The sequence below is a fragment of the Marinilabilia salmonicolor genome (assembly GCF_003003035.1).
Classification (GTDB): domain Bacteria; phylum Bacteroidota; class Bacteroidia; order Bacteroidales; family Marinilabiliaceae; genus Marinilabilia; species Marinilabilia salmonicolor_A.
In genome coordinates this window covers 111,098-137,656 of sequence record NZ_PVTS01000012.1, presented here as the reverse complement: position 1 = coordinate 137,656, position 26,559 = coordinate 111,098, and the positions used below count along the sequence as shown (strand labels likewise).

Here is a 26,559-nt window from a genome sequence, read left to right as displayed (position 1 = left end):
TGTGTTACGCCATTAGCGGAAATTGCTCATTTACTCGAGTAAACTCCGCATTTCCGCTAATGGCAAGCCTTGTAAACGGAACCTTCTGAACAGACACAGCGAACTTGAACAACTTTGCTTAGTTTAAAGACGGGCACTAATTAGTTCATTAAAACAGTATATAAGCCCCTGTCGGATTTTTCCTTCAGGGGCTTTTTATATATCAGACCAAAAAATTTTATTATCATTGTTGTTGAAGATTTACAACAATAAATACAATTATGAACCAATATCCACTCATCCAAAAAGAATCAGGAGAATCCCAACCATTTCTACCCTCCAAACTTAAAGCATCCCTTTATCGGGCAGGAGCCGAATCAATACTCATCGATGAGATAACCAGGGAGATCGAGTCCTGGCTTACGGATGGCACCACCACCAAACAGATCTACCGAAGAGCTTTCAATCTGTTGCGCAAAAAAAGACGGAGCATGGCGGCCCGTTACAGCCTCAAAAAGGCCATTATGGACCTGGGCCCCTCCGGCTATCCGTTTGAGCATTTTATAGGGCACATTTTCAGATTTAAAGGTTTTGATGTGGAAGTTGGTCAAACAGTAAACGGAAAGTGCGTGACTCACGAGGTTGATGTAATTGCATCTGATAACGAGAATCAACATCTTGTAGAGTGCAAATACCACAACAGCCAGGGTAAGTTCTCCAGCGTTCAGGTTCCGCTTTACATCCGCTCAAGGGTAAACGACATCATAGAAACCCGACAGGCTCTGCCAGAATATAAAGGTCTTCGGTTCCACGGATGGGTTGTTACCAACACACGATTCACCTCCGATGCCATGGATTATGGCCGCTGCAGCGGACTAAACCTCATGAGTTGGGATTATCCCGAAAAAGACAGTCTTAAGGCACTGATTGAAAAATACCACGCTTTTCCGGTAACCACCCTGACCCAGTTGACCAAAGCACACAAACAACATCTGCTCAACAAAGGCATTGTACTCTGCAGCGAACTATACAGCCACCGGGAAGAACTGGATGCTTTACAAATTCCCTCTGCAAAACAACGTAAGATTATGATGGAACTGGAAGAGCTTTGTGATGGTCAAACAATAATAAATATGACCTAACGCGAAAACCCCTCCCTCACCCGTTTTCCTTCAAACACATCTGAGGCACGTATTTTACCCCTACTTTTGCCTGATGAGAAGGTGTATTTCATTTTAAACCAAAAAGGACATTCCGATGTCAGAATATTTTTATCAACATTTTCAGAAAAACCTTCTCCCATAAGGGAATGCCCCTGATAAGTGATGTTTTCTGCAAAAGGCACAGCACAGGTGAGTCCTGCTGTAAGATTCTTAAATAATTTTTTGTCCAGAGATACGAAATACAGAAAATCCTCATAAAAAGAAGACTGGATTTTATGTAGATCAGCTCTTTGCATCCCTGTGGCCGACAAAGACCACTCATGGTTCATCTGCCAGGACAATCCAAATCCCCACTCTGAAGTCCACATTCTTTCCGACTCAACCTGATCTCCTTCGGGGGCGGTTTCCAGGTGAAAGACCCGGAAATACGGATTAAATATCAGGGCCTCGAATGGCTTGAGTGTTGCGTTAAGGCGAACACCTAACCGCTTGATATCTCCAAGGTTTTGCGGCTGCTTTAAAAACACCTCCGGATTTTTCATTGTGGTAAAATCAGCAATCACATCTGTACTCCTGGAATAGAATGGTCCTACAGACAGGAACTGATTTCCGGTCAATAAAGAATACTCCAGCGCCAACTCTTCAAAATACTCCGGATGTAAATAAGGATTCCCCTGCTTTTGAGTGAAAAAATCACTTGAAAGCAAAGAGGGCATCAACTGCATCAGGTGAGGACGTACCACAGATCTGCGGTAACTTAATTTCACCTGATGTTTCGCTGAAGGCTTAAAAGAAAATGAGACAAACGGAAAGAAAGACCATACACCATCAAGCTCTTTGCCGCCTACCGTATTTTGAAAAAACTCAGCCCGCACTCCTGCCTGCCCCTCAAAATCAGACTCCTGAACAACAATTGAAGTAAAACCTGACCAAATATTTTCCTGATAATCTTCACTCTCATCAACAGGATCTCCCAATTTCCGGAAATGCCCCTCTCCTCCGGCCATCCAACGCCAGCGTGAATTCAGCCCCACCTGATACTCCATTTTTCCCAAAAGGGCTCTTTCGTAAGGATCCGCTGAGGTACAAAAAACCTCATCTTCCATGTATTTTGTTCCCTTTCGCCCGTCAAACTGATAATAACCGGTTTCAAAAGCAACCGACTGACTTTCTGCTCCATCAAACAAATGCTTGAAATACAAAGAACCACCAAAGGCAAAATTGTCATCAAGTTCATTCTTCTCCAATGACTTTTCAAAATGAATTTCATTCGCACTTTCCCGGGTAGCAGTCACAAAACCATCTTGTTCGTTTGAATAAGGATTTACAAATGCGTAAATATTAAACTGGTTCTTCGAATCCGGAAACCAATCCACTCCGGCCATCACTTTATGGGACCAGTTCTTCTGACTCAACAATTCTCCGTTTTTCAACACCAACTCCGGGTCTTCAAAAATCTTTTTCGTATTTTCAGATTCAATATCAAAATAACTAAACTCCCCCCGGTACGAACTGAATACATTAAGGTTCGGGGCACTATACAAAACACTTGCGGAGGGAAAAGAGTAAATCTCGTTCAAACGAGCAGGAATTTCACCATTCAAATGACCACTAAAACCACGAACCTCGTTTTTCCGGGTAACAACATTCACCACGGCAGAAACATTTGAGCGATATTGTGTCCCAGGTTGATGGTTAATTTCTATTTTATCAATTCGGTCAGAATCCAACTGCCCAAGAAAAGCAACCGACCGTTCAATTCCATCCACCAGAATCACCACATTCTTTCGTCCTTCCACCATCACATTCTGCATCATATCCACCTGAATGCCCGGAACAAACTTAACCATATCGATTCCGGAAGCTGAAGCTTCTTTCATATTTCGATTTACAAAATAAGTAGTTCCGCCAGAAGTTCTTTTGGCTCTTATCCGATCCCTGACTGCCCTTACTTCCTCTAAAGCATAGGAAGCAGGAATAAGCGTAAGTTCTCCCATATCATAAAACTCACGACCAGCTAAAGCTATTTTTTGAGATGATAACTCGTAGCCAACACAGCTAACCTGAATCACCCCCTCCTGACTTCCTGGCACATTCACGGAAAACCCACCATCCGATCCGGTAATAACACCTGTTACCATACCAGAATCGGGCAATGACTTAAATACCACGGTGGCAAATTCTATTGGCTCTCCGTTTTTCGCTGTTATAGCTCCTTTAATCGTAACCTGTTTCTGCGCATTCAAACCAATGCCAAAAAGAAAAAACAAGAAGAGTCCACTCCATAAAGTTTTCATAATCCTTTTCATAATCCCCTTTTTTTGTTTTGTAAAACATTCTGCGTTCATCTCGCCCGACAAAAGAGAACATTTATTTAAACTCAGGATCTCCCTCTTTCGTCATGACGTTGATGCAAAGAGAATAAAGGATACAGAAAGCCCAAAAAAACTGGGATATACAGAAAAGTTTTGTGATAAAATGATAAGGAAGACTCCTCCTTTGTGATCAGCAACAAGTTTTTGTGATAAAGAACAAGACCCCAAATCAACAGAAGCGGCGATCAAAATCATAAATTCTGGAACGAGACACAGGCACTTCTCCGGAAATATGAGACAAATGAAGCCGGTAGCCCAAACTGTTTCCTTTTTTCTTCTGAACCTGGTCCACGTTAACAATATAAGCCCTATGACACCTTACAAAAGCAGGAAATGACTCAAGCTGCTTTTCGATCTGTGAAATGGAGTTACGAATAGGTATTTTCTTTAATTCTCCCTGTCGAAACAAGTAGAAAATGACATAATTTCCATCCGACATCGCATAAAGAAATTCATCTTCGGAGAATTCCAATGACTCCTTCTTTAACTGAGAGGAAATAATAACCTTTTTCCCCTTCTCAAAATCATCATCAGTAAGCCCTTTTTGAGTAAAATCCCCACTCCTAAAAAATACCTTAAGATTGAATGAAGTAAAATAAACAAATGGAAGAATGACAATAAAAAAAGTCCTGACAATGGAATCAAAAAATGTTGCCCAATTCCATCTTGAAGTGATTGACGGAGGCTCCACAATAAAAGCCAGCAAAAAAACGGCACATCCCATCAAAAGCATCAACAATAAAACTGCAAGCAATTCCCGGCCGAAGGTCCAACGCCTGTCAATTCTAAAAAAGGGAACCATTCTAAGCAAATAAATCCCCCCCAATGCTGCAAGCGAAGTTCCTCCTGAATAAATCAACATCGTTAATTCGAAATTCAGGAATTCTCCTTCATGTGTATTTAATGGCTGATAAAAAACAGTAAACAAAAGACTAAACAAGAATAGGATCAAACTTCCGCGCACGGGGTATGCAATGATATAGTTTTGGGGGAACAAATGCGTAAATGTATTTTTCTTCATGGAATTAGCAGGTCATATTCTTATGCTTTACAAAAGTATCTAATTTTCGGCAAATCTGCTGAAGCAAAGATGTCTTTTCAACCCCCGTTTTTCTGGCTCAATACCCCTCAATTCAGCTATAGAAAACCTGGGAAGATCTTCGAACAATGATCTTACAAACAAAACACAACACCTTAATTTAATGAAACTTAATTCACGAGAAATAAAAACCCTCCAATTTTATATGCTTTGCCGAAAAACAAATACACAAAACTCTTTAAACCCCATTTAAAATAAGACTTTACAAACAAATGAAACACAAACCATTTCATACAGTTTTTAAATGTTTAATTTTACAAACCACACAAACCACTGATTTAATGACCCTTAAGCGCAAGATGAAAAATAATTTCGGAAACTTTTATCCGATTTTATTTCATTTTAAAAAATAGTCCCCTATATTTGAATCCGAAACAACGAAAAACCAATCAAAATGCAACCTATATTTTCTGCAAATATGATGATGGAAATGACATGTACCATGATGTGTATGTGTCATCATTATGTATTGCAGAAAGGTAAAATTTCATAATTGAATCAGGATATTAAATCTAAAATGAAAGCCCTTCTGCATAACGTGGAAGGGCTTTTTTTATGGATTTTTCAATAACTATCAACCCCCGGAACTATGAAACAAAAAAATTACCTGCCAATAGCCATCAACATCACCGGAGAGAAAATCCTCATAATAGGAGGAGGACAGTCGGCATGGAAAAAAATCCAGATTCTGAAACGATTTGATGCGGAAGTTGAAGTCATTGCATTAGAGATATGCGATGATTTAAGAAAGAGTGATGTCCCCTATCGCATTAAGCCCTATGAAAAAAGCGATTTGAAGGGCTATCTGATGTTCTACTCCTGCACCAATAACCCTGAACTGGATCAGCAAATAGCGCGTGATGGCAAAGAAGCTGGTGTGTTGGTAAATATTCACGATCAACCGGAGCTTTGCCAGTTTGTTTCGCCGGCCATTTACCAGAAAAACCATCTGAGAATTGCCGTGAGCTCCAATGCCAGGGATGTTTATGCATCCATAGAAACGAGAAACATCATAAGAAATTATTTTGAGTCAACAGCTAACAATTAAGTCCTGAACACAAGTCACCCAGGAGTATAAAGTTCAGTTATCGGCATTGAAGCACCACTTTGTTAACCTGTCACCGAAATCAAAAAAAGTAAAACCTCATTAACCAACTAATTACATCAAATCGCAATGAGTAATCAATTATCACCTCTAAACGGAGCTCAGTTAAAGTCGCTCCAGAACTTAACGACTAACCTGACAAAAGAACAAGCCATCTGGCTCAATGGCTATATCCAGGGCTTTTCGGCAAGCACATTTGCTTCCGCTGATCCCGAAACTTCTCCGGCTACAGTTGAGAGAAGAACAGCAACACCCCTGACCATACTTTACGGGACACACACGGGACGCAGCGAAAAAATAGCCAACGAGATCCACTCTGAAGCCACAACAAAAAATTTTGAAAGCACTCTGTTGGCAATGGATCAATACAAACCGCGAAACCTGAAGAATGAAAAAAACCTGCTCATCATTGTCAGCACCCACGGAGAAGGCGAACCGCCGGTGATGGCAGATGATTTTCATGAGTTTGTCACCGGGAAACGAGCCCCCAAACTAACAGGATTAAATTTTTCTGTTCTTGCGCTGGGGGATAAATCCTATAAACATTTTTGCCAAACCGGGATAGATATCCAACAAGCCCTACTTAAAGCAGGAGCCAGCGAAATTGCCGGACTGGTGAAGTGTGATGTGGATTACCAGCCGGATGCAGATCAGTGGAAACAGGAGGTATTCAACAATCTGAAAAGTGAACCGGTTGAAGAATTGCCCACCACGAGCCAGGACAAATCAACCGGAAATGAAACCATTACCTATTCAAGGAAAAATCCTTATGAAGCAACCATCCTGGACAAGGTTCGCATCACCGGGCGTGAATCTGACAAAGAGGTCTATCACCTGGAAATATCCCTGGAAAACTCAGGGATCAAATACGAACCAGGTGATTCACTCGGGGTAATCGCACAGAATCCTGGCACTCTTGTTGATGAGATACTTTCAACGCTCAAAGATGATGGCTCGGAGTCACTCGACACCCATGCCGGAAAAATCTCCTTTCGTGAGGCACTGTTGCACCACTACGAAATCACCATTCTAACCAGAGATCTGATTGAAAAATATGCAGAAAAAACCAATCACAAGGAGGTAAAGAAGCTCATAAAAGACGACCAGAAACTGGAAACCTACCTCTATGGTCACGATGTCCTCGATTTGTTAAATGAATTTCCGTCAAAAATCACTGCGGTTGATTTCCTTAAAATCCTGCGTCCCCTGCCTCCCAGACTTTACAGTATCTCTTCAAGCCAGGAAGCTGTAGGAGAAGAAGTGCACATCACGGTATCTAAAGTTCTCTACGAAAATAAAGGACGACAACGTCTGGGGGCTTGCTCAGGTCACCTTGCCGAACACAAAGAAGTGGACGATCAAATACTGATCTACATCGAAAAAAATCCAAACTTTAGACTTCCGGCCAATGGAAGCCCCATCATTATGGTGGGTGCCGGAACCGGTATCGCCCCCTACCGGGCATTTATCCAACAACGCGAGGCCACAGGACATAAAGGCAAGACATGGCTATTCTTCGGAGAGCGTCGATTCTCGTCTGATTTTCTATACCAAACCGAATGGCAGAAATATTTGAAAGAGGGATACCTCGGTAAAATAGATTTGGCATTTTCACGCGACCAAAAAGAAAAAATCTATGTTCAACACAAGCTCCAAAAGCAACAAAAGAAGATTTTTAAATGGCTGGAAAACGATGGCGTCTTTTACCTGTGTGGCGACATGAAGAAAATGGCAAAAGATGTGGAGGCAACGCTTCTGTCCATCATCGAAAAGCAAGGGGGAATGACTCCCGAAAGAGCCAAGGGATACCTCAAAAAACTAAAGAAAGAGCGAAGATTCCAATCTGATGTGTATTAATCAGCAACAATACTTTCACCAATAAAACATCGAAGACATGAGCAATCAAATAGACTGGACCACACTTTCGGAAGTGGAAAAAATAAAAAATGACAGCAATTACCTTCGTGGCACACTCAAAGAAAGCCTGGAAGATCCGGTAACCGGAGCCATTGCCCCTTCTGACACACAAATCTCCAAATTTCATGGAATTTATCAGCAGCACGACCGCGATGTCGCCAAAGAGCGAAAACATCAGAAACTGGAACCGGCCTTCTCTTTTCTCATCAGGGTGCGCCTGCCCGGGGGAATTGCCACAGCCAGCCAATGGTTACAGATGGATCGACTGTCCGACAGTCATGCCAACGGCACCATTAAGCTAACGACCCGTCAGGCTTTTCAGCTCCACGGAGTCATAAAGAGAAACCTGAAACCCACCATTCAGGGCATCAACGAAGTCTTGCTGGATACCATTGCAGCATGTGGTGATGTCAACAGGAATGTAATGTCACATGCCAATCCTTCGGAATCTCCACTACATGCCCAGGTATATAAACTGGCCGGCGATTTATCCAGACATCTGACCCCGCAGACAGGAGCCTATCACGAAATCTGGCTCGATAAAAAACTGGTCTCTTCCAGCAAAGAGGAGACAGAACCCATATACGGAGATCGTTATTTGCCCCGAAAATTTAAAATTGGCATCGCCATTCCTCCATACAATGATGTGGATGTATTCTCACAAGATTTAGGTTTCATTGCCATAGAAGAAAAAGGGAAGCTAATCGGTTACAACGTCGCAGCTGGCGGAGGAATGGGTTCCACCTTTGGAATACCTGAAACATACCCAAGACTTGGGGATGTAATAGGATTCTGCAAACCGAACCAGGTAATTGATGTTGCCGAAAAAATTGTCCTCATCCAAAAAGAGCATGGAAATCGTGAAAACCGAAAACGGGCACGGCTCAAATACACCATCGATACCAACGGAATCGACTGGTTCAGAAAAGAACTCAATAACGCGCTCGGATCTCCTCTGGAAGAGGCCAAACCTTACAAATTCACCCGCAATGGTGACCGGTATGGCTGGAAGCAGGGCACCAATGGCAAATGGAGTCTGAACCTCTTCGTTGAAGGAGGTAGAATAAAAGATTCTGAGCAGGTGGCTCTAAAAACAGCATTGCGGGAGCTGGCCAGGGAAGTGAATGATGCACAATTTATTCTTACCGGCAATCAAAACCTGATTATTGCCAACACCACAGAAAAAGAGAAAGTGGCCCAAATACTGAAAAAATACAAAGTGTGGCCCACGCCTCTTTCAGGATTACGCCAGAACTCTATCGCCTGTGTGGCTTTAAACACCTGCGGACTGGCGTTTGCCGAGGCCGAACGATATCTGCCCGATCTGATTACAAAAATTGAAGATATTTTAAATAAGTACAACCTGATCAAAGAAGAGATTGTGATACGCATGACCGGATGCCCCAATGGATGCGGGCGCCCGTACCTGGCCGAGATCGGACTCATCGGAAAGTCTCCCGGCCATTACAACCTCTACCTGGGTGGCAGCAATACAGGAAACCGCCTGAACACCCTTTACAGAGAAACACTTACCGAAACGGACATCCTGACGGAGCTGGAACCTATCATCGAAGATTTCTCCAAAAACAGGGTCAAACAGGAGTCTTTTGGCGATTTCGTTATCCGTCAGAAATATGTCACGGAGACTAATCAGGGTAAGGATTTTCGACATTAGAAAAACAAACCTCAATTAACCAATAAACCGGCAGGAGCTGTCCAAACCTAAAAAAGGCAACCCATGGAAAACACCAATAATCTTCATGCTGAATTTCTACCCATTTCAATCAATATTAATGGGAAAAGAATCCTGATCATAGGCGCAGGGCGTGTAGCCCTTCAGAAAGTAAAGAATCTTCAGCGCTTCAATGCCTCCATCACAATCATTAGCAAAGAGGTGAATCCTGAATTACAGGCAATAAAAAACATCAACATTAACAAAAAAAGATATGAGGCTGCAGATTTACAAGGTGCCTTCATGGTGTATGCCTGCACCAACGACAGAACAATCAATGAAGGCATTCGGCGCGATTGTGAAGAACGGAATATTCTGGTCAACGTTGCTGACCGGCCCAAATCAGGAGGTTTTGTGTCGCCTGCCATTCACAAAAAAGACGATATCACCGTCGCCGTAGGATCCAATGGAAACAGTCCGGCCAGGTCGGTCAAAATACGTAATCTGATAAAAAACCACCTTGAGATCAAACAGGAACAAATTTCCCTGAAAAATACATCCCCTGAAAAATATGACAGAAATATTCATTCTCCAAAGCTGCATCAGGCAATACCTGAGCCAAAGGGGAAGGTAATTCTTGCCGGTTTCGGTCCTGGAGATCCCGGATTTTTAACCCTTAAAGCCAATCAATACCTGGAAGAAGCCGACTTTATTTTTCACGATGCATTATTGGATGTATCCTATCTTGACCGCTTTTCTGCTGAGAAAATTCCTGTTGGCAAAAGATGTGGTCAGCATTACAAGAAACAGGAAGAGATCAATGAATTATTGCTCAAAGCTGCACTCACAGGCCGAGTGGTAGTCAGGCTGAAAGGTGGAGACCCCTTTGTTTTCGGACGCGGAGGAGAGGAAGTGGAATTTCTGAACAGCCACCACATTGATGTGGAAGTCATCCCGGGAATCACCAGTGCCTTTGCGGCATCAGCCCAGTTTGGCATCCCGCTGACGCAAAGAGACATCTCCTCCTCCATCGCCTTCGTGATGGGACATGATATGAATCAGCGACCATTTCCAAAAGCAGACACCCTTGTGTTTTACATGGGAGCCAAATACCAGTGCGAAATATCGAAAGCACTGCAAGAAGAGGGTTGGAACAAATCCACTCCCGTTGCCTTACTGAGCAATATTTCCAATCCCAATTCGCGGGCAGTAATCTCGCAGCTTGATCAGCTTTGCGGAGAGAAATTACTGGAAGACACCCCTCTGCTGATTATCGTTGGGGAAACGATTAAAAACATCCCGGATCTGGCCGGAACTTTAGATGAAAAACGACATGCAACAGCTACCTTTCATTCGTAAGATTTCAAATTAATACTGATGATAAGATACAAAAAACCTCCTGTCGTCTCGGTAACGACAGGAGGTAAAATTTCATTATCCTCTTGACCGGATTTCCCTTCGCATAAAGACCAGATAAGCGAATAAAAAGCAAAGCAACGTCAGGGCCAGCAAACCGGTTATCTGAGGCCAAACCACCATCAGGCTCTGCCCCAGGGGAAGATCTCCCGGTATAGCACCACTCACCTGCTCTGTGGTAAGCGGTCCGACACTCCGGACTGTAGGCACCAGCAATGCGGACGTAACTTCACTGAACAACTCGTTGGGCATCACTTGCACCAGCGCAAATTTTATTTTCTGATAAAAATAAACCATTTGAGGCGGTGCAAATTTCGAAGGCTCAAAACCTTTGGTGATTAGGTTTACAATCATGGGATAAAAGATGGTAAAGAACAGCCAAACGGCAATACCACTCAATGCCGAGGTGGCCGGCTGTCGAAATTTGACCGAAAAAAACACAGACAGATTGAGCCAAAAAGCAACATATACCACGCTAAAAAGAGTATAAACGATTATTCGCATAAACTCTTCAGCAGTTGGCGGATGGCCCAACACGAACAATCCGGCACCAATCACCAGAAAACTCAACGAAAAAAACATCAAAGCCACAACCAACACTCCGGCAACAAACTTGGCATTCAACAGATAGTCCCGTGGAACAGGCTGTGCCAGAATACGGCTCAGCGTTCCTCTATTCTGCTCCGAGTTAACAGCATCAAACCCCAGACTAATGCCAAGCAAAGGTCCCAGAAAACTTATGAAAACAAAAAACGATGGTAAAGTACCATCAGATTGGGTAAATAACTTCAAAAAGAAAAAGGAACCATCCGATTTAGCTGAAAAAACCTCCCGGGCATCAATGAGCGATGCATACAGCGCCCCCACCGTGGTGAGCAAGATAATCCCAAACAGTATTAGAGAACGCCAACTGTGAAAATGATCCGCAATCTCCTTTCGAACCATTACCCAAAAAGGAGACAATTTCTGATGCACAAAAGCATCATCTGCGATTCCATTTTTTTTGGCATTCTTAAATATTTTCAAAAATCTGTTTCCTTTCATGATGTACTTGTTTTATTCCTGAAAATAGCGGGTATAAATTTCATCGAGACCATATTCCCTATTGGATAAGCTATTCAGATGGAGGCCTCCGCCCACAATAATCGCGGCCACCTCAGGTGCTACATTTTTGCTGGATGAGATCATGAACCGATGTTCCTCTATTCGCACCTCTGCCACACCGGGAATATCCTGTAACTGCCGCTTTGTCTTTTTCAGGTCTTCTTTCAAAGAAGATGTCCGCACCCCTGCATCCAGCACCCCTTCGATCATAAACGACTCATCTGCAAACAACTGCTCCGAAAGGGAATCAATACCACCACAAGCCAACAACCGGCCGGAAACAAAAATCCCTACCCGATCGCACACCTGCTGAACCTGATAAAGATGATGAGACGAGAACAACACAGTAATTCCCTCCTTTCGACTAAGATCGGTTATCAGTTGCAGGAAGGCTTTTACACCTGTTGGGTCTATTCCCAGCGTCGGTTCATCCAAAATAATTACCTCCGGATTTTTCATTAAAACATCGGCCACCCCCAATCGCTGACGCATTCCGCGAGAATACTTACCGGCTTTTTTATCCTTTTCCTCTTTCAGGCCAACACGAGCCAACAGGCCAAGAGCCTTCTCTTCTGCCTCCATTCTGCTCAAACCATTTAACTGACCGGTATAAGTCAGGTTTTCAAGTCCCGATAAGTCATCATAAAACCCCACATCTTCGGGCAGATAACCAACCTTTCTCTTTACCTCAATAGGCTGATGAACGGGATCAAGACCGCAAACCCTTACATTTCCGGAAGTGGGCTCTGTGAGACCAAGCATCATCAATATGGTAGTAGATTTCCCGGCCCCGTTAGGCCCCAAAAGACCAAATACTTCGCCTTTTCCGATTTTCAAATCCAGATGATCAACAGCAAAAAAATCATCATATTTTCTGGTAAGTCCTTCTATTTCGATGATATGCTCCATTTATTACCTCCTTCCATATTTTCGAAACAGATACAAAATAACACCCAGCGTAAGCAGAATAATCAAAATCCCCAGCCATCCCCACAACAGAGGGGTCTTTACAGAAACTCTGAAACTAGCATCTGACTTGGTTTCCAAAGTTTTTGACGACAATCTCACCACATAGTCTCCCGGAATGGCTTTGTCGGCAGTGGCAACAACCGCCTTCACAAGAGCTTCCTTACCGGCTTCGATATGCGGAATGGTATCCGGATCAAAAGAAACACTCCATCCTTTGGGCTTTCCTGAACTCATCGTCACATTTTCCAGGGTTTCGGAACCGGTATTCTTCACCACCAGTTCCAGCTCTTCCTTCTGACCTGCCGTAATATCCGCATTCAAACGTCCGTCAGGAGTTGAGAGCTCCATATCGAAATTTCCGGAAATAACCACTTCAAGATTAAGTTCAGCTGATGAGCTCTTATTTACTGCACGAACAGGGATCTGATAGGTTCCAGACTTAACGTTGTAAGGGGGTTCAATATCGACGGTAATATTGGTAGTCGCATTAGCTGCAACCTCTACAGCTGTAGCCTGCTTGTAATTGGGTTTAAACACGACCTTCCACCCACGGGGAGCGGAAGAAAGCAAAGAATACGCCTGAGCTTCTCCAGTACTGTTTTTCAGTTCGGTCCGGAAGGAAAAATTGGCATCCGAATGTCCCTCAATATTCATCTGATCACTGGTAAAGGTTGTTTTGTAAGTTCCCTGTTCCGAAACATCCACCATCAAAGGAAGGGTTGCAAAGCCTCTGGCTACCACCCTGAACCAATGACCTCCTTTATCTACCTTCATTGGCACATTCACTGTAAGTTTCATTGTTTTTGTCTCGCCCGGCAATACAGATATCTGACGAATCTTATATCCCCCGGCCTTCAGGGTAGTTTCCCAGCCTTTTTTAAGACCCGACACATAAACATCCACATTACGGACAACAGTGCCGGTATTTTTGACATCTACAGAGTATTCAATCGTTTCACCCGGTGGAACGGAAACACTGGTGTATGGGGTATAGAGCATTATACCATTGTCTGCTCTCATGGAAGCGGAAGCACCCAAAATAAAAAACAAAACTGCAAACCACTTTGAAAAAAGTACAATTCGATTTTTCATGAACAATTCATTTTTTAAAAGTTCGACAACGAATAAAAACACTCAGGATCGGATTCAGAAATCCGAACCGGAAAATATTTATTAATCAGGAAGATTGTCAATCAAAAGAACGCACTAAATCACTGACCATCGGACTTACAACCAATGGTTCGCATTCACAAAGCTGACGGATTGTGTTATTTTCTTAAGCAAAAAAGAATTGGAATAAAATCAGAGCCCGGAAGTAACCATAAGAGTCAAAATTCCGGAAAAAGAAGGAAACAAAACATAAAAACAACAAAACACCCAAAACCAGTTACAGTCAAGTACTTTCAATGCCATCTTTACATCATTTAAAACTTATACACATTGTTTTGTGGTTAACAAAAAATGTGCCAACAGGCACTAAAAAAAACCGCCCCTTAATAGTCGGGAGCGGTTTTCCTTCGGAAAATGATAAAACACTAAATTTCAAACGTACTCAGGTAGCGTTCACCGGTATCAGGCAAAAGCACCACAATACGCTTCCCTTTCAAATCGGGTCTCTTTGCTAGTTCTACTGCTGCCCACAATGCCGCACCGGATGAATAACCACAAAGAATTCCCTCTTTTTGAGCAGCCTCATGGCTAAAATGGATGGCATCCTCATTATCTACTGTTACCACCTCATCAATGACATCCTGATCCAGAATGTCAGGTACAAAACCGGCACCAATCCCCTGAATTTTGTGAGGGCCCGGTTGTCCACCCGACAGAACAGGAGAAGCAGAGGGCTCAACAGCGACAATCTTCACACCCGGTTGTTTCTTTTTTAAATGATGACCAACACCCGTTATCGTTCCTCCTGTTCCGACGCCTGCCACAAAGACGTCCACCTGACCATCGGTATCATCCAAAATCTCCTGAGCGGTTGTACGGTAATGAGCATCAGGATTATTTTTATTCTGGAACTGCTGCGGGATGAAAGATTTCGCATACTTATCGGCAATTTCCCTGGCCTTGGCAATGGCTCCTTTCATACCATCCGGAGCAGGTGTAAGCACCAACTCGGCTCCAAATTTCTTAAGGAGTTTTCGGCGTTCGATGCTCATGCTTTCGGGCATAGTCAAAATTAATTTATACCCCCTTACTGCGGCTACAAGCGCAAGTCCGACCCCGGTATTTCCACTCGTAGGTTCCACAATTATAGTTTCTGCATCAAGTACCCCCTCCTTTTCTGCTGCCTCAATCATCGACAATGCCGGTCTGTCTTTTACAGAACCACCGGGGTTATAAAATTCAAGCTTGGCAACAACCTCAGCTCCTGCCTCACCGGTTAGTTTATTAACTTTCACAAGAGGGGTATTACCAATCAGTTCCGTCATATTTTGAGCAATTTTTGTCATAACATTCTTTTTTTATATGTAATACATCAATCCTTCATCCTGAACATTTAAAGCCGGAAGAACATCAAGAAAAATCTCTCCAAAAACTCTGTCAACAGAACCAGATGTCTGATTCAGAAATGAAGAAACAGCTTCCTTTCTGGATGTTCTGTTTTCCCGGCTGCTATTTTTATTTTGTCTCTCCCACTCAGGGTCGAGACATCGCAGTACTTCTAGAAAAGTAATCTCTTTCAATGGCTTTGCAAGACTATATCCCCCCTGAGCACCTCTTTTTACATTCACAATAGAAAACTTACGAAAATCAGCAGCAATACCTTCCAGAAATTTGGAGGGAAGATCATCTGATTCAGCAAGTTCTTTTACAGAACGATGTTCAGGCCAGGAGTAATGCAACTGCAAAAGGAACACAAGCCCATATTGCACGCGTTTAGAAAACCTCATAACATCTTTTTTTAATATGCTTTATTTGCAAATATATTTCTTATACCTATAACAACAAAGAGTTGCAATGGTTTATTTAAACATGTTTTTTTTATATGACTTTAGACTGCATGATAAAATCAAGCAAAAACCAGAGATGATTTCACCATTTTTGAACCGACGGACAACAGTGTACAAAAAAGAAGAAAACACAATGGCAATAGGCCGAATATAGTTACAAAACACAAAAAACCCCGGATACCGTGAATATGGCATCCGGGGCTTTACATTCATAACACAAAAAAATAATTCTGCGTTTTGAACACGGGTAGAACGGGAATAAAATAAAGGTCAAAGGGTTTTTACTATTCCTATTAAATCTGATTATCCTTTAATCCAAACCAGGCAAGCACGCTTGGTGGTAAAAGGCCTTAATTCATACATATAGTTTTCGCGGGCAATTAGCATCAACACTACAATGTTGTGCGGAGTATTTGCCACAACTCCAATTTTAAACCGCCTGACAAATGAAATATTCTCAACAAAATAATCAACAATCCGAAGATATGCTGAGGCTTTAAAGCTCAATTTGGCATTACTGAAATCAAGCAACACCCCTTTGGTCTCCGCAGGCAGATCCCCTCCTCTCATCAAATCATCCCAAAAGGAAAGAATGTCATCAACGGTAACTTTTCCTTTAAACGTACCTACCACAGCTCCCGACCTCCAATTGAAATCAACCGAAGCCAAACACTCCTTTGTTGCAGGCAAAAAACCGACTTGATCATGCAGTACACTCATAAAACATCATTTGTTAGTAAAAGCCCCCTGCGGGCACAGGGGGCTTTCGAGGGCTTAAACATCAGGGGGGGCGGGTTTTATTCAGTCAATGGAAAACTGTCCGACGAACTTTACAGTTCCCGCATTTAATTCGATTTCATATTCTCCGGCAGCAAGAGTTGACAGATCAATCACGAAATAGTCGGAACCATGCACATAAAGTGCTTTACCAACACTTCCGGAACCTGAAACAGCCGTCACATCAACATCCACAACACCAATATAATCCTTTACAAATAACACCAAATCATCTCCTCTTATTTCAGCATCTACAGATGCCAGAGAAGAAAGATTCTTAAGAATACTAAAGGATTTCAGGGTGGTGTCCCGCACCTTAAACAAATCAACCGGCTCAGGCTCAGACTCTTCTTCGTTATCATTATCGGCAAAAGCAATCCCCGAAAAAATCATTGACAGAAGAAATGCTATAATTAAAAAATAATTTCTTTGTAACATGGTCATCAAATAAAAGTGCAACAATAAATCACAATTCAAAGTAAATGGATAAACTGCACGTAATCAACACTTTTTAAGGCCACTCATTTTATTTAATGGTATTAAACAATACAATAACCTGCCTACCAAGTAAATATCAGACAAATATTAACAATAGTGGGATAAATGGGAGTATGCTAAAAAACAATGGGATGAACAGTTGAACAAACTAGCAAACAGCAAGTTAAAACAACCACCAACAAGAAGTTTCAGATTTATATAAATTCAGCGTTTTAATATTAATCTTGCGTCATCAATTAAACAATGCAAGCAAATTATTAAGAGAAGGATAGTCAGAGAGGTTTTCGAGAATCCTTTTTTTCAGGTTAGATTTCCTAACCCTTAAATTATTATTGGTAATTCCCAGGACCGTGGCAATCTCCACAGAAGGAATCTCAAACTTTAGCAGAAAAAGAACAACTTTCTCCGTATTGCTAAGTGGAAAACCTGAGGGAACATCTACATTAGAATAGAATAAATCATCGTTCATCAAATCATACATCATTCCCGAGAATTCCTCTTTCAATGCATTCAGTTCGGTCTGCAACTCCTTATAGGCTGAGGAATCTGACCGGATGTATTTTTGAGAAAGCATATCAAAACGCTGCTGAGCAACCATCTCCCGCTGAGTAATCAACTGATAAAAACGCAATAGATGACGGCGCTGAAAACCTTCACGCACCTTCCCGGCAACCTCTTTTTCTGCAGAGATTCTCATCAAACGTTCATTTTCATACTCCACACGACTTTTCCGAAGGTTAAGAAAATAAATTAAAACAATAAAAACCAGAAGAACAAAGCCGGCCCCGGCAATAAAGGCAAATCGCTGAAACTTCTGTTTCTGTCTTAATGTCTCCACCCTGGCCTCAGACAGATCATATTGTTTCTCCAGTTCCAGGATTTTCTTTTCACTTCTTTCGCCGGATTTATCCACCAAAAAATCTACCGCATCTTTATATTGCGCGGCAGCCAACTCATAATCACCAACCTTAGAAGCTTCACTCCCCAAATTGACAAACAGATAATAATCCTGCCATTCACCTAAAGAATCAGGAAAATGTTCTACCGATTTTTTTGCATAATACAAGCTTGAATCCCTTTTTCCTAAACCTGAATAAATACGGGAAATTGAATAATAGATATTAGACAGCCGCGGCTTAAGCTTAACTTCAGACATCTGCTCCTCAAGGATTTTATACTCCTTCAAGGCATTCTCATAATCTTTATAATAATAATAAAAAGCCGCCCGGGCATTGATGATGTCATACTGATCTTCAAAAGAAATCCCTTCCACATTCTCAAGTTTATCCAACACCCCTTTAGCCTTCTCTCTGTTCCCAATAGACATGTATCTCCAAAACACGGCCAGAGAGGTAATCACAACCGCAGATACATCTTCCATTTGCTCTGCTTTACGTAAAGCCATATCCAGGTACTTTTCAGCCTGTTGGAAATTATTGTTATTATAATGCAGGATGCCAAGGAAAAACCAAAGTTTCGTTTCTTCTTCAAGACGAAGCAACCCCGGGAATGCATCTACCATTGGCTCTACCTCCTTCAAAGAAGTGAATACAAGTGAATCGGGAATATTGGGAATCTTATACCTTACAATCCCCTGGTAAATAAGAGCTCTGGCAATATTATTATTTGGCAAAGGACTCCGAAAGCTTTCTACAGCAACACTAATTGCCGAATCGCTTACAAAGCTTTCATCCAATCTGCTTTTTAGAATTGTACTTAGTAAATAATAATATCCTCTGTTTTTTAAATTCAGCTGGAAAACATCAATATCTCTTAAAGAATCATTAGCCACTTCATAATCCTCATAAATAAGACTATCTATGGCAACCAAAGTCCTTTTCGCCTCCCTCTGAAAAGGGGTCTGGCAACTCCAAAAAGTCACCACAAGAAGCAAAGTACAGAAGGAGCAAAACTTCATCGGGCGGTTTGTTTTGTATGCAAACATATTCTAATCAGATCAACCTGATAAATTGTGAAGTAATCAGGTTAAAAAGCTTCTTTCAAAGATATAAAAAAACCCGTGGTTCCAATGGAAGAGACCCCAAAATCGAAACGCACATTCAGCGGATCGTCCGGAAGCATTCTAAAGCGAAGCCCACCGCCTACCGATGAAACCATATCGGCAAAAGGCTTTTTATATCCGCTATCGGCTTTGCCTGCACCTGCAAAAGCCACCACACCCAGTCGCCACCATATATGTTGCCGGATTTCTGCTCTTGCCAACCATACAGCCTTCCCGGTTTCCTCAAGTGGATGCCCGATTCCACGTAGTCTTTCTTTCCCTCCCAACTGAGGTTCCTCGTAAAAAGGAATATCCCCGTCAGCATAATCAACTACTATCTGAAAAGCCAAAGATGTAACCTCCTCCTTCAATGCAATGTACTGTCGTCCGTCAATAGTATATCGCTGATACCTGTAATCTCCGAAGCCGGCAACTCCTGCAAACAAGGGGATAATTTCCAGCCACGTACCTTTCTCAGGAGACAGTGTTCGATGTCTTGTGTCAATCAACAGTTTAGGCCCAACCCCTGCAATGAAACCACCTTCGGCTCCCTTAAGACCCTCCTCTCCAAAAACTAAGGAAGCCGACTCTTCAAAGTGATTATTGTTCAGAAGTATCCCTCCACCAATCCAAAATGAAGGAATTGGATTGTTTAAAAAGTCCCATTCTATCCGAAACTCCCTCCTGTCAAAAAAGAACTCGTCATCGTTGGCTCCCACCCAGAACTGATCTTCCCGGCTATTCAAAAATGCATCGCCCGTCGTCAGCCAGGACTCACCAAGGTACCATTCATGCTCCAACTGCAACTGAAGCATCCCTTTGGTAGAATGTTCAGCATTAATCGCAAGGGTGTTAAACTTTCCCTTATGTGCACTGTTCCATTTCACGGCAGGCATCACCCCGTAAACAAACCCATTGCGGGGACTCACACTCAGAGACGGATAAATAGTATATACAACACCCTCCTTCTCCCAGGTAACAAGGTCAAGTACTTTTTCTCCCAATCCGGCTATTCCTGAAACCTTTTCAGGAGAATCAGACTTTTCTCCACCTACGTTATTGACTCCCTGGCAATATACCCCATTCAATCCGGAGACCATCCAAAAAACAAAGACCATTGGTCCAATCAATCGACCATTCATCATATCAAAATTCAATTAGTTTTCAACCTGCTTTATCTTCTCAAAACGCTCCTTTAGTCAATAATTGCTCTATTCAGGCAGAAAAATACCGGTTTTTTGTAACAATTCGGATAGTTTTGCGTTTTTCCTTACCATAATCAATCAAAAAACAGAACTTTTCAGGCATATATGATATACAAATTTCGGATCATATCCGGTGAAAATGAAGATTTTATCAGAGAAATTGCCATCAACAGCTACGCAACTTTCTTTGATTTACATACTTTTCTTGTGAAAGAGTTGGATTATGACAAGAGCCAGATGACCTCCTTCTTTCTTACAGACCAAAACTGGCACAAGGAGGTAGAGGTTACACTAATAGACATGACCGATGGTCAGGATCCTGACATAAAAGTGATGGACAACACCAACCTAGGCGAGCTTATTACTGAGAAAAAACAAAGACTACTGTATGTTTTTGATCAGTTTGCAGAACGGGCGCTATTCCTGGAGTTATTCGAAATAAGTGACGGTGAAATCAATCAAACGGTATGCACCAGGCGGCATGGCAATCCACCACTCCAACTTGACAGTTCTGCTCTGGAAAGCGGAGATCTGGATGACATCGATTTGCTTGAGTTCACAGGAGATGAAGACAACGAAGACATCATGGATCTCGGAGAACAACAGGACTCATACGATGAAGAAGAATGGTATTAAACGATAAAACAATCATTGTAATTACCGGCCCGACGGGAATCGGAAAAACCGGACTAAGTATCCATCTGGCACAAAAACTAAATTGCCCTGTAATTTCAGCCGATTCACGTCAGATTTTCAAGGAAATGAAAATCGGAACTGCAGCCCCAACACAAGAACAACTTGAGCAGGCACCGCACTTTCTCATTGGCACACATTCCATTTTTAATTATTACAGTGCATACGAATATGAGCAGGAAGCTCTGGCTTTAACCAACAAACTGTTTCAGCAAAATAACACCATCATTCTTACAGGGGGCTCTATGCTCTATATCGATGCTTTCTGCAATGGGATTGACGATTTACCAACAATCGACCCTGAACTTCGCCAAAACTTACAGGAAAAATACCAAAAAGAAGGCATCGAGAGCATCAGAAGACAATTAAAAATACTGGACCCGGTCTTTTACGAACAAGTAGATCTGAAAAACCCCAAACGGGTGATTCATGCCGTCGAGATATGCCTGATGACCGGACGCCCCTATTCCGATCTCCGAACAAACACCAGAAAAAAACGTCCGTTCCGGATCATTAAAGTAGGCCTGGACATGGACCGGGCCGAATTGCACCGGAGAATCAACTTGAGAGTAGATCAAATGATACAGGAAGGGTTGGAAGAAGAAGCCCTCAATCTTTACCCGCATAAAGACTTAAATGCTCTCAATACCGTTGGATACAGAGAGTTTTTTGATTACTTTGATAAAAAAACATCCCGCGAAACAGCCATTGAACTGATTAAGAGAAATTCAAGAAGATATGCGCGCAAACAACTGTCATGGTTCAGACGTGACAAAGAAATTACCTGGTTTGACCCCCAAAGTCCTGAGGAAGTTATTACATTTGTTGAAGAACAACTTAATGACGGATACTAAAAACTTACTCAACACAGGCCGGAGCTCCATTTTAATTAAATGATTCTTTCTCGCGGTTTACAATCTAAAGAGAAGAGCTCCGGCTTTTTTTACTTTCAGCATGAGCAACCCAACTTGTTTCAACATAAGAGTTTATGGAGTCTGCATCCGGAATAAGCAGTTACTGGTTACCGATGAATATGTAATGGACACCTATATGACCAAACTTCCCGGCGGAGGATTGGAGTATGGAGAAGGCCCCGTAGATTGCCTGAAAAGAGAGTGCCGGGAGGAGATGGGGGTTGAAATTACTGTTACAGGGCACTTTTACACCACAGATTTTTTTCAGCCCACCCGATTCTTCAAAGACACACAATTGATCAGCATTTATTACCTGTTTCAGTTGCCTGAACATCACAACCTGAAGTTCTCCCGTAAGAAGTTTGATTTCGAAAATGAAAGAAACGGAAGTCAGTCCTTCAGGTGGATTGCTATTCGTGACTTAAACCCGGAAGAGATGACGTTTCCCATCGATAAAAAAGTTGTGGAACTGATAAAGCTCAATTTCCCAACCCCATAGAAAAAGATCATTTTCGAGCGGTGAATATAAGAGGCTGAGAATCTGCAGTAAGATCATCCTCTTTAAAGTTTCCATAAAACCGAATATCCTTATATCCACATTCTTGAAGGAGTTCCACGATGGTTCCTTTTCGCAAAGGTAAAAGCCTTACTAAATTCTGAATCCTCTGCCCCCTTTTTTTCACAGTAAGAACAGTTCTGAAATCAATAAATCCTTCTGTCTCATCGAGGTCGTAAAACCGTTCAAACTTTATCTCCTCATTATCGATGGTTGGTAAAGCATTAATCTTCTGATTCAGAATGCGGTCATAATGAATAATCTGAACCATCAGTGAACCTCCGGGTTTCAAAACATTTTTTACCTGCTGCAAAAATTGCATAACCTGGTCCGCATCTTTTAAGTGAACGAGTGTATTCCCGAAAGAAACCACTGCATCAAATGAGTTGGGTTCAAATTTTTCAGAGATCCTTAATATATCCAACTGATTAAACCGTACATTCTCTGACAAACCGGCCTTCCCCCGGGCAGCAGAGATCATTTCAGGGTCCAGATCAACTCCCTCAACCACCGCACCTTGACCCGCCAGTTGCAATGCCAGATTTCCTGTCCCGCATCCTGCCTCCAGCATTCGTTTTCCGGAAATATCCCCTGCTTTGCTTTTAACAAAAGCAACATGCATGGGGGTTGGAGGAAAGATATAATCGTAATATGGTGCAATAGATTGATAAAAAGACATAAGCGGGTTTATTTCTAAGATAAGATTAGAACACCGGAAAAGATTTAATTTTAAAATTTCTCAGACACTGAATATTCATTTCTGTCCGGCCGGTTCCGGGAGACCAGTTCTGCCAGGAAGCCTGTAACAAAAAGCTGCGTACCCAAAATCATACAAACCAGTCCTATATAAAAAAACGGATTACTGGTAACCAAAGGAGCTACCACCCCATGAGCAACACAATACAACTTATGGGCTCCGAGCCAGATTGCAAGACCAAATCCAATAAAAAACATGAGTGTCCCTAACGCCCCAAAGAGATGCATTGGGCGGTTGCCAAATTTTGATATAAACATCACAGATAAGAGATCCAGAAATCCTTTCATAAATCTTTCAATTCCAAATTTAGTAACACCATACTTGCGCTCACGATGGTTCACAACCTTCTCTGTAATCTTATAAAAACCGGCACGTTTGGCCAAAATTGGAATGTAACGATGCATTTCGCCATACACCTCAATATTCTTCACAACTTCATTTCGATAAGCCTTAAGGCCGCAATTAAAATCATGAAGTTTAATTCCGGAGATTATTCGTGCCGTCCTGTTAAATAACTTACTTGGAAGCGTCTTATTCAAAGGATCATGGCGTTTCTTTTTCCATCCACTCACAAGATCATAACCATCCTTGCTAATCAGGGCATAAAGTTCGGGAATCTCATCAGGGCTGTCCTGCAAGTCCGCATCCATGGTAATCACCACATCTCCCTGTGCTGCCTCAAACCCCTTGTTTAATGCTGCAGACTTACCATAGTTTCTGCGAAAACGAAGTCCGATCAGAAAGTCAAACTCTCTCTTTAACTCTTTAACCACCTCCCAGGAATGATCTGTACTTCCATCATCAACAACAACAACTTCGAAATTCACCTCCATTTTTGAACATACACGCTCAATCCACCGGATAAGCTCCGGCAGTGATTCTTCTTCATTCAGAAAAGGGACAACAACTGATAACTCCATTACTCAATGTTTTTCATCGCATTAGAAAACGGGTCCTGCGGTCTTCGGCGCTGGAATATGGCAATGATCAGAGAGAAAAGCAAAGCCGTGAAACCGGCACCAAAAACACCTGATGTAATCATTAAAGCCGGATTGGCAACCAGAGAAAAGAGATCTTCCATTTGAGCAACCTCATTCTCTGACATTCCCATAGAAAGATAAGATTCCTGCATCTGGACAATCAGCTCATCGGTATAGCCAGGATTAATCACTTTCATATACAGAAACATCCAGGCGCCTAAAATGATACCTGCTAACATTCCCATTCGGGTCCCCAGCCAAACTCCCTGTCCGTATCCCAACAAACCGCCCAAATAATTCTGACGATAGCGAACCATGGAGATATGAATAAAGCCTATATAAACCAACCAGGTCAATACATTATTCAAAAAAGAGGTTTCAAGTCCGGTCACCTGTGTAAACCAGAAAACACCAGCAAGTGCAAGGCCCATAAAAGCCCCCTGATTCAAGATAAACCGGGCTTTATTCTTTTGTAACTCCCTGTCTGTCTTTTCTGTTGACAAATTATCCATCATTTATGTAACTTATTTCAAATTAATAGACGGCTAAAATACATAAATTGTCCCTGTTTACCGAGAAAAAAATGAGAATGCCTCATTGCTTTCTCCATTACATTCAAATTGCTTCGTGCTATGTCAGAAGTCAACCATTTAAAAGAAAAATTGAAAAAATTTTGTTTAAAAACAAATTGAAATCAAACACATTAGCTATAAACTACCCAAAAACCACAAATTTTTTTCACCCGGAAATTTGCCGGCAATGGTAAAATTTCTACTTTTGCACCCCGGGTAAGTCCTATACGACCAGCTCCTGCTGAACTCCCCCAGGGCCTGACGGCAGCAAGGGTAGGCGGTTGTAGCGGTGCGATATAGGTAGCTTACCCGCCCTGCCAATATAGCTCAGTTGGCCAGAGCAGCTGATTTGTAATCAGCCGGTCGGGGGTTCGAATCCCTCTATTGGCTCACCATTTTTGATCTTTGAAATTGCGGGTCTTGTGAAATTTATTACCGGGGAGATACCGAAGCGGTCAAACGGGGCAGACTGTAAATCTGTTGGCTCAGCCTTCGTAGGTTCGAATCCTGCTCTCCCCACAGCCTCCTCCTTAGCCTTGGCAAAGGAGGACAAAGCGCACCTTCACTTAAGCTACGGTGCACAATGCCAATATAGCTCAGTTGGCCAGAGCAGCTGATTTGTAATCAGCCGGTCGGGGGTTCGAATCCCTCTATTGGCTCTCACAAAAAATTATATCAACATTTCGTTTGCAGATAAGATAATTTATTTATCTTTGTCGTCCCAAACGCAAGGCATTACAAGGCCTGTAAACGTTCTTTTAAATTACCGGGGAGATACCGAAGCGGTCAAACGGGGCAGACTGTAAATCTGTTGGCTCAGCCTTCGTAGGTTCGAATCCTGCTCTCCCCACTTTTTGCGGGAATAGCTCAGTTGATAGAGCATCAGCCTTCCAAGCTGAGGGTCGCGGGTTTGAGTCCCGTTTCCCGCTCAATAAAAAAGCCTGATTGTAATGCGATCAGGTTTTTTTAGGTCTTATTTTTATGGTTCAGGTTTATTAAGACCTCTGTTATTTGAAAACACAAAACCTGTTCTGCCCCACTTTTGCGGGAATAGCTCAGTTGATAGAGCATCAGCCTTCCAAGCTGAGGGTCGCGGGTTTGAGTCCCGTTTCCCGCTCAAAATAACGCCTGCTTCTTTTTGAGTCAGGCGTTTTTTTATTTATAACCTGTCATTCATAATAATCTATGCTTATATTTGTTTGTTGCTGAACCAATAATCAAAGATGCTATGCTCGTAAAAATCTATCCGGAAAATCCCAATCCCCGTGAAATACAAAAGGTGGTTGAAGTATTGCGTAATGGTGGCATTGTTATCTACCCCACCGACACAGTCTATGGTCTGGGGTGCGACATAAATAATACAAAAGCACTGGAGAAAATTGCACGCATCAAAGGCATCAACCCCAAAAAAGATCACCTTTCATTCATTTGCAGTGATCTGAGCCATCTCTCGGACTATACAAAGCCCCTGGGAAGTGCCACATTTAAGCTTGTAAAAAAGAATCTGCCGGGGCCTTTTACCTTCATTTTACAGGCAAGCAATAGCGTTCCGAAATTTTTCAAAAGCAACAAAAAAACCATCGGCCTCAGAATCCCTGACAACCCCATTGCTATTGAGATTGTCAAAGAACTGGGCAATCCGATTCTCAGTACTTCCATCAAGGATGAGGATGAAATCCTGGAATATACAACAGATCCGGAACTGATTCATGAAAAATATCAGAACCTGGTGGATATTGTAATTGATGGGGGTTATGGCGGAAACGAAGCGTCTACTATTGTGGACTGTACCACAGAGGGTGAGTTTGAAATTGTAAGGCAGGGAAAAGGAGAGCTGGAGCTGTAAAAA

General features: G+C 42.3%; 23 protein-coding genes, 6 tRNA genes and 1 other RNA gene. 16 read left to right on the top strand and 14 right to left on the bottom strand.

Annotation, left to right across the window (positions count from 1 at the left end; translation table 11 throughout):
* Window positions 1–260: 260 nt before the first annotated feature.
* Window positions 261–1,121, top strand: coding sequence for a restriction endonuclease (locus tag BY457_RS13050; protein ID WP_106153764.1), 861 nt, complete (start codon window positions 261–263; stop codon window positions 1,119–1,121).
* Here the strand turns inward: BY457_RS13050 and BY457_RS13045 are convergent.
* Window positions 1,118–3,451 (bottom strand): TonB-dependent receptor domain-containing protein, encoded by a 2,334-nt coding sequence (locus BY457_RS13045; RefSeq protein ID WP_181256480.1) that lies wholly within the window; start codon window positions 3,449–3,451, stop codon window positions 1,118–1,120. The genes BY457_RS13050 and BY457_RS13045 overlap by 4 nt on opposite strands.
* A gap of 235 nt (window positions 3,452–3,686) precedes the next feature.
* Window positions 3,687–4,538: a LytR/AlgR family response regulator transcription factor gene (locus tag BY457_RS13040; RefSeq protein ID WP_106153762.1), complete on the bottom strand. Its 852-nt coding sequence runs from the start codon at window positions 4,536–4,538 to the stop codon at window positions 3,687–3,689.
* A 667-nt stretch (window positions 4,539–5,205) separates the two neighbouring features.
* Between BY457_RS13040 and BY457_RS13035 the strand changes: the two genes are divergently transcribed.
* The 4 genes from BY457_RS13035 to cobA all read left to right on the top strand — a co-directional run bounded on the left by BY457_RS13035 (window position 5,206) and on the right by cobA (window position 10,669).
* Window positions 5,206–5,664: a precorrin-2 dehydrogenase/sirohydrochlorin ferrochelatase family protein gene (locus BY457_RS13035; RefSeq protein WP_106153761.1), complete on the top strand. Its 459-nt coding sequence runs from the start codon at window positions 5,206–5,208 to the stop codon at window positions 5,662–5,664.
* A 126-nt stretch (window positions 5,665–5,790) separates the two neighbouring features.
* Window positions 5,791–7,578: an assimilatory sulfite reductase (NADPH) flavoprotein subunit gene (locus BY457_RS13030; RefSeq protein ID WP_106153760.1), complete on the top strand. Its 1,788-nt coding sequence runs from the start codon at window positions 5,791–5,793 to the stop codon at window positions 7,576–7,578.
* 37 nt (window positions 7,579–7,615) lie between these two features.
* Window positions 7,616–9,313 carry an assimilatory sulfite reductase (NADPH) hemoprotein subunit gene (cysI, locus tag BY457_RS13025; RefSeq protein WP_106153759.1) on the top strand — a complete coding sequence of 566 codons (1,698 nt, stop codon included), beginning with the start codon at window positions 7,616–7,618 and terminating at the stop codon, window positions 9,311–9,313.
* A gap of 63 nt (window positions 9,314–9,376) precedes the next feature.
* Window positions 9,377–10,669: a uroporphyrinogen-III C-methyltransferase gene (cobA, locus tag BY457_RS13020; RefSeq protein WP_106153758.1), complete on the top strand. Its 1,293-nt coding sequence runs from the start codon at window positions 9,377–9,379 to the stop codon at window positions 10,667–10,669.
* A gap of 75 nt (window positions 10,670–10,744) precedes the next feature.
* Here cobA and BY457_RS13015 read toward each other — a convergent pair whose 3' ends face one another.
* The 9 genes from BY457_RS13015 to BY457_RS12975 form a co-directional block, all read right to left on the bottom strand.
* Window positions 10,745–11,770, bottom strand: coding sequence for an ABC transporter permease (locus BY457_RS13015; RefSeq protein WP_106153757.1), 1,026 nt, complete (start codon window positions 11,768–11,770; stop codon window positions 10,745–10,747).
* A gap of 12 nt (window positions 11,771–11,782) precedes the next feature.
* Window positions 11,783–12,739 (bottom strand): ABC transporter ATP-binding protein, encoded by a 957-nt coding sequence (locus BY457_RS13010; protein ID WP_106153756.1) that lies wholly within the window; start codon window positions 12,737–12,739, stop codon window positions 11,783–11,785.
* Window positions 12,740–12,742: 3 nt separating this feature from the next.
* Entirely contained in the window at window positions 12,743–13,891 is a 1,149-nt protein-coding gene (locus BY457_RS13005; RefSeq protein WP_106153755.1) for a COG1470 family protein, read from the bottom strand.
* 443 nt (window positions 13,892–14,334) lie between these two features.
* Entirely contained in the window at window positions 14,335–15,255 is a 921-nt protein-coding gene (gene cysK / locus BY457_RS13000; RefSeq protein WP_106153754.1) for a cysteine synthase A, read from the bottom strand.
* A 12-nt stretch (window positions 15,256–15,267) separates the two neighbouring features.
* Complete coding sequence (locus tag BY457_RS12995) at window positions 15,268–15,696, bottom strand: RrF2 family transcriptional regulator (protein WP_106153753.1); 429 nt, start codon at window positions 15,694–15,696, stop codon at window positions 15,268–15,270.
* A 363-nt stretch (window positions 15,697–16,059) separates the two neighbouring features.
* Complete coding sequence (locus tag BY457_RS12990; protein WP_106153752.1) at window positions 16,060–16,476, bottom strand: hypothetical protein; 417 nt, start codon at window positions 16,474–16,476, stop codon at window positions 16,060–16,062.
* A gap of 81 nt (window positions 16,477–16,557) precedes the next feature.
* Complete coding sequence (locus BY457_RS12985; protein ID WP_146130983.1) at window positions 16,558–16,971, bottom strand: DUF3244 domain-containing protein; 414 nt, start codon at window positions 16,969–16,971, stop codon at window positions 16,558–16,560.
* Between the two features lie 292 nt (window positions 16,972–17,263).
* The gene (locus BY457_RS12980; RefSeq protein WP_106153750.1) at window positions 17,264–18,949 is read right to left on the bottom strand and encodes a tetratricopeptide repeat protein; all 1,686 of its coding nucleotides are present in this window, start codon (window positions 18,947–18,949) and stop codon (window positions 17,264–17,266) included.
* Between the two features lie 68 nt (window positions 18,950–19,017).
* Entirely contained in the window at window positions 19,018–20,178 is a 1,161-nt protein-coding gene (locus BY457_RS12975; RefSeq protein ID WP_258176727.1) for an outer membrane protein assembly factor, read from the bottom strand.
* Between the two features lie 165 nt (window positions 20,179–20,343).
* Here BY457_RS12975 and BY457_RS12970 point away from each other — a divergent pair, with 165 nt between their 5' ends.
* From BY457_RS12970 to BY457_RS12960, 3 genes are all read left to right on the top strand, one after another.
* Window positions 20,344–20,874 carry an IS1096 element passenger TnpR family protein gene (locus tag BY457_RS12970; protein WP_106153749.1) on the top strand — a complete coding sequence of 177 codons (531 nt, stop codon included), beginning with the start codon at window positions 20,344–20,346 and terminating at the stop codon, window positions 20,872–20,874.
* Window positions 20,865–21,785 (top strand): tRNA (adenosine(37)-N6)-dimethylallyltransferase MiaA, encoded by a 921-nt coding sequence (gene miaA / locus BY457_RS12965; protein ID WP_106153748.1) that lies wholly within the window; start codon window positions 20,865–20,867, stop codon window positions 21,783–21,785. Before BY457_RS12970 ends, miaA begins: the two co-directional genes overlap by 10 nt.
* 100 nt (window positions 21,786–21,885) lie before the next feature.
* Complete coding sequence (locus BY457_RS12960) at window positions 21,886–22,344, top strand: NUDIX domain-containing protein (protein ID WP_106153747.1); 459 nt, start codon at window positions 21,886–21,888, stop codon at window positions 22,342–22,344.
* Between the two features lie 7 nt (window positions 22,345–22,351).
* Here the strand turns inward: BY457_RS12960 and BY457_RS12955 are convergent, their stop codons facing one another.
* Genes BY457_RS12955 through BY457_RS12945 form a run of 3 tightly spaced genes read right to left on the bottom strand, consistent with a single transcriptional unit; the run spans window position 22,352 to window position 24,653 of the window.
* Window positions 22,352–23,080, bottom strand: a complete 729-nt coding sequence (locus BY457_RS12955) for a class I SAM-dependent methyltransferase (RefSeq protein WP_106153746.1) — start codon at window positions 23,078–23,080, stop codon at window positions 22,352–22,354.
* 50 nt (window positions 23,081–23,130) lie between these two features.
* Complete coding sequence (locus tag BY457_RS12950) at window positions 23,131–24,078, bottom strand: glycosyltransferase family 2 protein (RefSeq protein ID WP_106153745.1); 948 nt, start codon at window positions 24,076–24,078, stop codon at window positions 23,131–23,133.
* Window positions 24,078–24,653 carry a DUF4199 domain-containing protein gene (locus tag BY457_RS12945; RefSeq protein ID WP_258176726.1) on the bottom strand — a complete coding sequence of 192 codons (576 nt, stop codon included), beginning with the start codon at window positions 24,651–24,653 and terminating at the stop codon, window positions 24,078–24,080. Before BY457_RS12945 ends, BY457_RS12950 begins: the two co-directional genes overlap by 1 nt.
* A 271-nt stretch (window positions 24,654–24,924) precedes the next feature.
* On the opposite strand from BY457_RS12945, the gene ffs reads away from it, so the two are divergent.
* The 8 genes from ffs to BY457_RS12905 all read left to right on the top strand — a co-directional run bounded on the left by ffs (window position 24,925) and on the right by BY457_RS12905 (window position 26,556).
* An RNA gene (gene ffs, locus BY457_RS12940) (signal recognition particle sRNA small type) lies at window positions 24,925–25,018 on the top strand.
* A gap of 8 nt (window positions 25,019–25,026) precedes the next feature.
* Window positions 25,027–25,100: transfer RNA gene (locus tag BY457_RS12935), tRNA-Thr, on the top strand.
* A gap of 47 nt (window positions 25,101–25,147) precedes the next feature.
* Window positions 25,148–25,229: transfer RNA gene (locus BY457_RS12930), tRNA-Tyr, on the top strand.
* Window positions 25,230–25,295: 66 nt separating this feature from the next.
* Window positions 25,296–25,369, top strand: a tRNA-Thr gene (locus tag BY457_RS12925).
* Between the two features lie 109 nt (window positions 25,370–25,478).
* A tRNA-Tyr gene (locus tag BY457_RS12920) sits at window positions 25,479–25,560 on the top strand.
* Window positions 25,561–25,566: 6 nt separating this feature from the next.
* Window positions 25,567–25,639: transfer RNA gene (locus BY457_RS12915), tRNA-Gly, on the top strand.
* Window positions 25,640–25,754: 115 nt separating this feature from the next.
* A tRNA-Gly gene (locus tag BY457_RS12910) sits at window positions 25,755–25,827 on the top strand.
* A gap of 111 nt (window positions 25,828–25,938) precedes the next feature.
* Window positions 25,939–26,556, top strand: coding sequence for an L-threonylcarbamoyladenylate synthase (locus tag BY457_RS12905; RefSeq protein ID WP_106153744.1), 618 nt, complete (start codon window positions 25,939–25,941; stop codon window positions 26,554–26,556).
* The last annotated feature ends 3 nt before the right edge of the window (window positions 26,557–26,559 follow it).

Excerpts from the sequence above, each read along its gene's own strand:
- BY457_RS13050 (WP_106153764.1), top strand. The coding sequence starts at position 261 with ATGAACCAATATCCACTCATCCAAAAAGAATCAGGAGAATCCCAACCA.
- BY457_RS13045 (WP_181256480.1), bottom strand. The coding sequence starts at position 3,451 with ATGAAAAGGATTATGAAAACTTTATGGAGTGGACTCTTCTTGTTTTTT.
- BY457_RS13040 (WP_106153762.1), bottom strand. The coding sequence starts at position 4,538 with ATGAAGAAAAATACATTTACGCATTTGTTCCCCCAAAACTATATCATT.
- BY457_RS13035 (WP_106153761.1), top strand. The coding sequence starts at position 5,206 with ATGAAACAAAAAAATTACCTGCCAATAGCCATCAACATCACCGGAGAG.
- BY457_RS13030 (WP_106153760.1), top strand. The coding sequence starts at position 5,791 with ATGAGTAATCAATTATCACCTCTAAACGGAGCTCAGTTAAAGTCGCTC.
- cysI (WP_106153759.1), top strand. The coding sequence starts at position 7,616 with ATGAGCAATCAAATAGACTGGACCACACTTTCGGAAGTGGAAAAAATA.
- cobA (WP_106153758.1), top strand. The coding sequence starts at position 9,377 with ATGGAAAACACCAATAATCTTCATGCTGAATTTCTACCCATTTCAATC.
- BY457_RS13015 (WP_106153757.1), bottom strand. The coding sequence starts at position 11,770 with ATGAAAGGAAACAGATTTTTGAAAATATTTAAGAATGCCAAAAAAAAT.
- BY457_RS13010 (WP_106153756.1), bottom strand. The coding sequence starts at position 12,739 with ATGGAGCATATCATCGAAATAGAAGGACTTACCAGAAAATATGATGAT.
- BY457_RS13005 (WP_106153755.1), bottom strand. The coding sequence starts at position 13,891 with ATGAAAAATCGAATTGTACTTTTTTCAAAGTGGTTTGCAGTTTTGTTT.
- cysK (WP_106153754.1), bottom strand. The coding sequence starts at position 15,255 with ATGACAAAAATTGCTCAAAATATGACGGAACTGATTGGTAATACCCCT.
- BY457_RS12995 (WP_106153753.1), bottom strand. The coding sequence starts at position 15,696 with ATGAGGTTTTCTAAACGCGTGCAATATGGGCTTGTGTTCCTTTTGCAG.
- BY457_RS12990 (WP_106153752.1), bottom strand. The coding sequence starts at position 16,476 with ATGAGTGTACTGCATGATCAAGTCGGTTTTTTGCCTGCAACAAAGGAG.
- BY457_RS12985 (WP_146130983.1), bottom strand. The coding sequence starts at position 16,971 with ATGTTACAAAGAAATTATTTTTTAATTATAGCATTTCTTCTGTCAATG.
- BY457_RS12980 (WP_106153750.1), bottom strand. The coding sequence starts at position 18,949 with ATGAAGTTTTGCTCCTTCTGTACTTTGCTTCTTGTGGTGACTTTTTGG.
- BY457_RS12975 (WP_258176727.1), bottom strand. The coding sequence starts at position 20,178 with ATGATGAATGGTCGATTGATTGGACCAATGGTCTTTGTTTTTTGGATG.
- BY457_RS12970 (WP_106153749.1), top strand. The coding sequence starts at position 20,344 with ATGATATACAAATTTCGGATCATATCCGGTGAAAATGAAGATTTTATC.
- miaA (WP_106153748.1), top strand. The coding sequence starts at position 20,865 with ATGGTATTAAACGATAAAACAATCATTGTAATTACCGGCCCGACGGGA.
- BY457_RS12960 (WP_106153747.1), top strand. The coding sequence starts at position 21,886 with ATGAGCAACCCAACTTGTTTCAACATAAGAGTTTATGGAGTCTGCATC.
- BY457_RS12955 (WP_106153746.1), bottom strand. The coding sequence starts at position 23,080 with ATGTCTTTTTATCAATCTATTGCACCATATTACGATTATATCTTTCCT.
- BY457_RS12950 (WP_106153745.1), bottom strand. The coding sequence starts at position 24,078 with ATGGAGTTATCAGTTGTTGTCCCTTTTCTGAATGAAGAAGAATCACTG.
- BY457_RS12945 (WP_258176726.1), bottom strand. The coding sequence starts at position 24,653 with ATGATGGATAATTTGTCAACAGAAAAGACAGACAGGGAGTTACAAAAG.
- BY457_RS12905 (WP_106153744.1), top strand. The coding sequence starts at position 25,939 with ATGCTCGTAAAAATCTATCCGGAAAATCCCAATCCCCGTGAAATACAA.